The organism is Bradyrhizobium sp. (assembly GCF_027307225.1).
Classification (GTDB): domain Bacteria; phylum Pseudomonadota; class Alphaproteobacteria; order Rhizobiales; family Xanthobacteraceae; genus Bradyrhizobium.
Map to the genome: position 1 here is coordinate 1 of NZ_DAHUXJ010000084.1, position 4900 is coordinate 4900.

General features: G+C 61.6%; 5 protein-coding genes. 1 reads left to right on the forward strand and 4 read right to left on the reverse strand.

Translation table 11 applies throughout. From position 1 onward, the window contains the following. Positions 1-177 precede the first annotated feature (177 nt). Positions 178-609 (forward strand): cupin domain-containing protein, encoded by a 432-nt coding sequence (locus tag M6D32_RS14745; protein ID WP_298257381.1) that lies wholly within the window; start codon positions 178-180, stop codon positions 607-609. Positions 610-795: 186 nt separating this feature from the next. Here the strand turns inward: M6D32_RS14745 and M6D32_RS14750 are convergent, their stop codons facing one another. From M6D32_RS14750 to rsmI, 4 genes are all read right to left on the reverse strand, one after another. Next, entirely contained in the window at positions 796-1761 is a 966-nt protein-coding gene (locus M6D32_RS14750; RefSeq protein ID WP_298257383.1) for an MBL fold metallo-hydrolase, read from the reverse strand. A gap of 199 nt (positions 1762-1960) precedes the next feature. Next, positions 1961-2908 (reverse strand): glutathione synthase, encoded by a 948-nt coding sequence (gene gshB, locus M6D32_RS14755; protein WP_298257385.1) that lies wholly within the window; start codon positions 2906-2908, stop codon positions 1961-1963. A 193-nt stretch (positions 2909-3101) separates the two neighbouring features. Next, the gene (locus M6D32_RS14760; RefSeq protein WP_298257387.1) at positions 3102-3500 is read right to left on the reverse strand and encodes a YraN family protein; all 399 of its coding nucleotides are present in this window, start codon (positions 3498-3500) and stop codon (positions 3102-3104) included. Further along, positions 3487-4479, reverse strand: coding sequence for a 16S rRNA (cytidine(1402)-2'-O)-methyltransferase (gene rsmI, locus M6D32_RS14765; protein WP_298257389.1), 993 nt, complete (start codon positions 4477-4479; stop codon positions 3487-3489). The genes M6D32_RS14760 and rsmI overlap by 14 nt, the downstream gene beginning before the upstream one ends. Between the last annotated feature and the right edge of the window lie 421 nt (positions 4480-4900).

A 4900-nucleotide genomic window follows, 5' to 3' on the forward strand; every position in this document is an offset into this window, starting at 1 on the left:
TCATATTGCGGCTCCACGTTTACGAACTTCGGAATCAAAGGAGCACTAGCCAATTATATGATTCTAGTGCGGTTTAGAATTTGAAGTTCCTATGACGAGGTCACCGCGAAACTGATAGGAACTTCAAATTCACCGCACTAGCATGTATTCACCCAAAAGCAGGACGAGGGGAACACCATGACCACACGCCCGCCCGACGGCTTCGCTTTGATAAAGCCGGGCGAGACCTATCTCGGCAAGCAGGGCATCGTGTACGGCGCGGGCGCGTCCGCCGAGACGGTCGGCGCGCAAAAAGTTTGCATGAATGTGATGCCGATGCCGCCGGGTGCGGTGGCGAAGGCGCACTATCATAAGGACATCGAGACCATCGCCTACATGCTGGAAGGCGAATGCGCGGTCTATTACGGCGACCATCTGGAAAAGCGCATCGACGTGAAACAGGGCGAACAATGTTTCTGCGACGCCAATATTCCGCATGCGCCGCGCAACGAAAGCGGCAAGCCCTGCACATGGATTGTCGTGCATTCCTCCGGCAGCGATCAGGACGGCATCGTGCTGTTGCCCGAACTCGACAAGGAATTGGCGCAGCGGCTGGCGGGGAAGACGTAAGCGGGTCGTCCGCTGAACCAGGATCTCAAGTGCCCCCTCTCCCCGCGTGCGGGGAGAGGGTGGGGTGAGGGGGATTCACCGAGAGCGCGGTCAGCGGAAAGTCCCCCTCACCCGATCGCTTCGCGATCGACCTCTCCCCGTAAACGGGGCGAGGTGAACCGGAGGGCGCTAGTCCTGCCCACGATCTCAAATCGTGATCGCCTCGGGGATGTAGTGGAATCCTTCACCCGTCTTGGCGATGTGGCCGACACCGGGCCACGGGTAGTGATAGGCGAGCACCGGAATCTTGTTCGCCGCCAGCATGTCCAGCATCTTCACGCGGCTGCCCGCCGCCTGTTTCGGATCGGTGTCGTAGGAAAATTCCATCCGCGGCTTTTCCATCAACAGGATCGGATGGTGGGTGAGGTCGGCGGTGTAGCAGAACGATTTGCCGCCCGACGAGATCACGAAGATGGTGTGGCCGACGGTGTGGCCGGGCGCCGCCAGCGCGTGAACGCCGGGCAGGAATTCCTGGTCGTCCTTGTAGAACACCAGGCGGTCGCGCACCGGCATCAGGTTCTTCTTGGCGTGGTCGACGAAATCCTTCAGCTTCGGACCGGCCTTGTCGTAATCGGTCCAGTAATTGAAGTCGCTCTCGGCGATGTAGAACTGCGCGTTGGGGAAGAGGTTCTTGCCGTCCTCGCCCACCACGCCGCCGATATGGTCGATGTGGCCGTGCGAAAACACCACGGCGTCGATGTCTTCCGCCTTGATGCCGGCTTCCTTCAGGCTCTTTTGCTGGCGCCCGGTGGCCGAGCCGAACATCTTGGAGGTGCCCATGCCGGTGTCGAACAGGATCAGCTTGTCTCCCATGTTCACGACCGGAGAGTTCTGCTCCAGCACGATGTCGGCTGGATTCAGGAAGTTGTCGGTGAGCATCTTGCTCATTTCCTCGTCGGACACGCCGGTAAAGGTGCCCTTGGGATTGCCGAGATCCAGCGCGCCGTCGGCGACGACCGTCACTTCGGCGTCGCCGACGTTGAAGCGATAGAAATATTGCGGCGCCGGTCCGAGTTTCGGCGCTTTGGCGTACGCCATGTCGCCCAACATGGCTGAGGCGCCAAGGCCCGCGCCCAGTGCAAACAGGGATCTTCGCGAAACATCTGGTGTCATGCGTCTTCCTCCCTTGCTTTTTCTGATGATCAATGTCGCCCCGGCTACGGCGTAGCCGCAGGTGCATCAAAGCTGCGACCGCTTTGCGACATTTGGAGGGCGTAAGATTGCCGGATGGACCCTAACCCCTCACCCCAGCCCTCTCCCAATGGGCCCCATGGGAGAGGGAACACAGTCAGCTTCGTGGCGGCAGCCGAACCTATCGCTGGCCGCGCTTGCTTTCGATCGTGTCCCAGATTTTCGCTGCGATATCCGCTCCGCCGAGATTGGCGATGGCGCGAATGCCCGTCGGCGAGGTCACATTGATCTCGGTGAGGTTGTCGTCGATGACGTCGATGCCGACGAACAAAAGTCCGCGCTTGCGCAATTCAGGTCCGAGCGTGGTGCAGATTTCGCGTTCGCGGTCGGTGAGTTCAGTCGCCTTCGCCGCCCCGCCGCGCACCATGTTGGAGCGCAAATCGTCGGCGGCCGGGACGCGGTTGACGGCGCCGGCAAATTCGCCGTCGACCAGGATGATGCGCTTGTCGCCATGTTTCACATTGGGAAGGAAGCGCTGGATCACCCAGGGCTCCTTGAAAGTGACGGAGAACATGTCAAACAGCGAGCCGAAATTCATGTCCTGCGGCATGACGCGAAACACCGCAGCCCCGCCATGGCCGTGCAGCGGCTTCATCACGACAGCGCCGTACTCGTCGCGAAAGGCGTTGATCTCGTCGAGATCGCGCGAGATCAGCGTCGGCGGCATCAGCTGCGGGAAATCCAGCACGAACAGTTTTTCCGGCGCGTTGCGCACGGCGGCCGGATCGTTCACGACCAGCGCCTTCGGCTGCAGTCTTTCGAGCAGATGGGTCGAGGTGATGTAGGCGAGATCGAACGGTGGGTCCTGCCGCAACAGGACGACGTCAAACGCCGACAGCGATTCGCGGTGCGGTTCGCCGAGCGTGAAGTGATCGCCGACCTCGTCGCGCACGCTCAGCACCTGCACCGGCGCCACCACGTCCGAGCCTTTCTGGGACAGCTTGTCGGGCGTGTAGTACGACAGCCCATGCCCGCGCTTTTGCGCTTCCAGCAGCAGCGCGAAGGTGGAATCGCCGCGGACATTGATGCGCGCGATCGGGTCCATCTGGACGGCGACATTCAGTTTCATGGGCGGGGTCCGTCACTTATTGCGATTAGGGAGAGCACTGGTTAGCCGGGTGATCTTCTGGCCTCATGGTTCGGGACGGCGTTAACACGCCTCCTCACCATGAGGGTCTCCGACCTCATCCCGAGGAGCGCGCTCTTGCGCGCGTCTCGAAGGATGAGGCCAAGTTGCGTCAAAGGAGTCATCGAAACATTACTTAAGGGCTCGCATCGAACGCCGCCATGACATGGCGGGGAAGGCGGCGCGGCGCAATCAGCATGGCGTCGAAGCGCAGATCATAGCTGTCATGCTCGGGATGCGCCATCAGCCAGATTTGCGCGGCGGCGATGATGCGTGCCTGCTGCCGCGGCGTTACCGCATAAGCCGCATCGTCGAGGCTTTCGCGCGCCTTGACCTCGATGAAGGCGACAAGATTGCGCCGCCTTGCCACGAGATCGATTTCGCCATGCGGCGTGCGAAAGCGCCTGGCGAGGATGCGATAGCCCTTGGCCATCAGGAACGCAGCCGCGCACGCTTCGGCCGACAGGCCCGTGCGAAAGGCTCGCGCGCGAGCCAGTGAAACCGGATTGAGTTCGGGTTCGTCAGGACTCGCCATGCTTTTGCTTTTTGTGTTGCGTGTCGCTCTCCTTGTCACTTTCCTTGTCACCTTCCTTGGCGAGTTCAAGCGCGCGCGCATAGAGCTCGCGACGTGGCCGCCCGGAAACTTCGACCGCATGCGCGACCGCATCCTTGACGCTGTCGCGCGCCAAGCGTTCGCGCAGGAGGTTGTCGATCGCCTCGGAAGTCATGACCTGGCTCCCTTCCGCCGGCGGGGCGATCACCAGCACGAATTCGCCGCGCGTCTCGAGCGTCGCGGCGGATTGCGCGAGCTCGGCAAGCGTGCTGCGGCTGATCTCTTCATGCAGCTTGGTCATCTCGCGGCAGATTGCCGCGTCGCGCGCGCCCATGATGGCGGCGAGATCGGCGAGGCTCTCCTGCACGCGGCTGCCGGATTCGAACAGCACCAGCGTTGCGTCAAGCCGCGCAAGTTCGGTGAGGCGGGCGCGCCGCGCGATTTGCTTCGGCGGCAGAAATCCCTCGAAGAAAAAGCGGTCGGTAGGCAACGCCGCCACCGAGAGCGCGGCAAGCACCGACGAAGGGCCGGGCAGCGCGGTCACGGGTTGTCCGGCGGCGCAGACCTCGCGCACCAGCTTGAAGCCGGGGTCGGAGATCAGTGGCGTTCCGGCGTCGGAGACGAGCGCGATCGATGCGCCAGCTGCGAGCTGTTCGAGGATTTTCGGCCGCATCTCGGCGGCGTTGTGCTCATGATAGGGGATAAGCCGCGCGGCGATGCCGTAACGTTCGGTGAGGCGGCGGGTGATTCTTGTATCCTCGCAGGCGATGAGGCCGACGCCGGCGAGTGTTTCCAGCGCCCGCAGCGTGATATCGCCGAGATTGCCGATCGGGGTTGCGACCAGATAAAGCCCGCCCGGCGCTTTTGGCGCGGTCAGCGTCTCGCCACCGATAGCAAAAGTTCGTGTGCCGGCGGTTTCTGAGACAATGGATGGATTGGTGGAAACGGCTTTTGGGCGCATAATGGTACTCTAGAAGAGCGTGCGAACCGCGGCGAGGGGTTCGCAGCCGGCAAACCAGGGCAGGATACAATCGGACCAGCAGCTCCTTTCGCTTGCGAAAGGAGTGGAACTGCAACCCGTCCTGACCGTGGAAGGGTGAAATCCTTTTGTTTTAGTTAACTATTCGCCGACAATATGCCTGAATCCACCCTTCCTGATGCCCTAGAGCTCCGATTCCGAAGTTCGCAAGCTGGTGGAGGGGGCGCTGATGCGAACTTCGGAATCAAAGGAGCTCTAGCAGCTAGTCCAATGGGAGACCCCCCGGCTCTGCCGGGGTGGCAGTAGAAGTTTGACATTTCCAGCAGTGGCCCATCGACGAAACGCCCCGACTCGTGAGCCACCACGCGCACGAAAAGGAGTTTCGCGATGGGCCTGTACTTAT

What these genes read in the sequence shown, in the direction of transcription:
- M6D32_RS14745 (WP_298257381.1), top strand. Translation starts at nt 178, where the DNA reads ATGACCACACGCCCGCCCGACGGCTTCGCTTTGATAAAGCCGGGCGAG.
- rsmI (WP_298257389.1), bottom strand. Translation starts at nt 4,479, where the DNA reads ATGCGCCCAAAAGCCGTTTCCACCAATCCATCCATTGTCTCAGAAACC.
- gshB (WP_298257385.1), bottom strand. Translation starts at nt 2,908, where the DNA reads ATGAAACTGAATGTCGCCGTCCAGATGGACCCGATCGCGCGCATCAAT.
- M6D32_RS14760 (WP_298257387.1), bottom strand. Translation starts at nt 3,500, where the DNA reads ATGGCGAGTCCTGACGAACCCGAACTCAATCCGGTTTCACTGGCTCGC.
- M6D32_RS14750 (WP_298257383.1), bottom strand. Translation starts at nt 1,761, where the DNA reads ATGACACCAGATGTTTCGCGAAGATCCCTGTTTGCACTGGGCGCGGGC.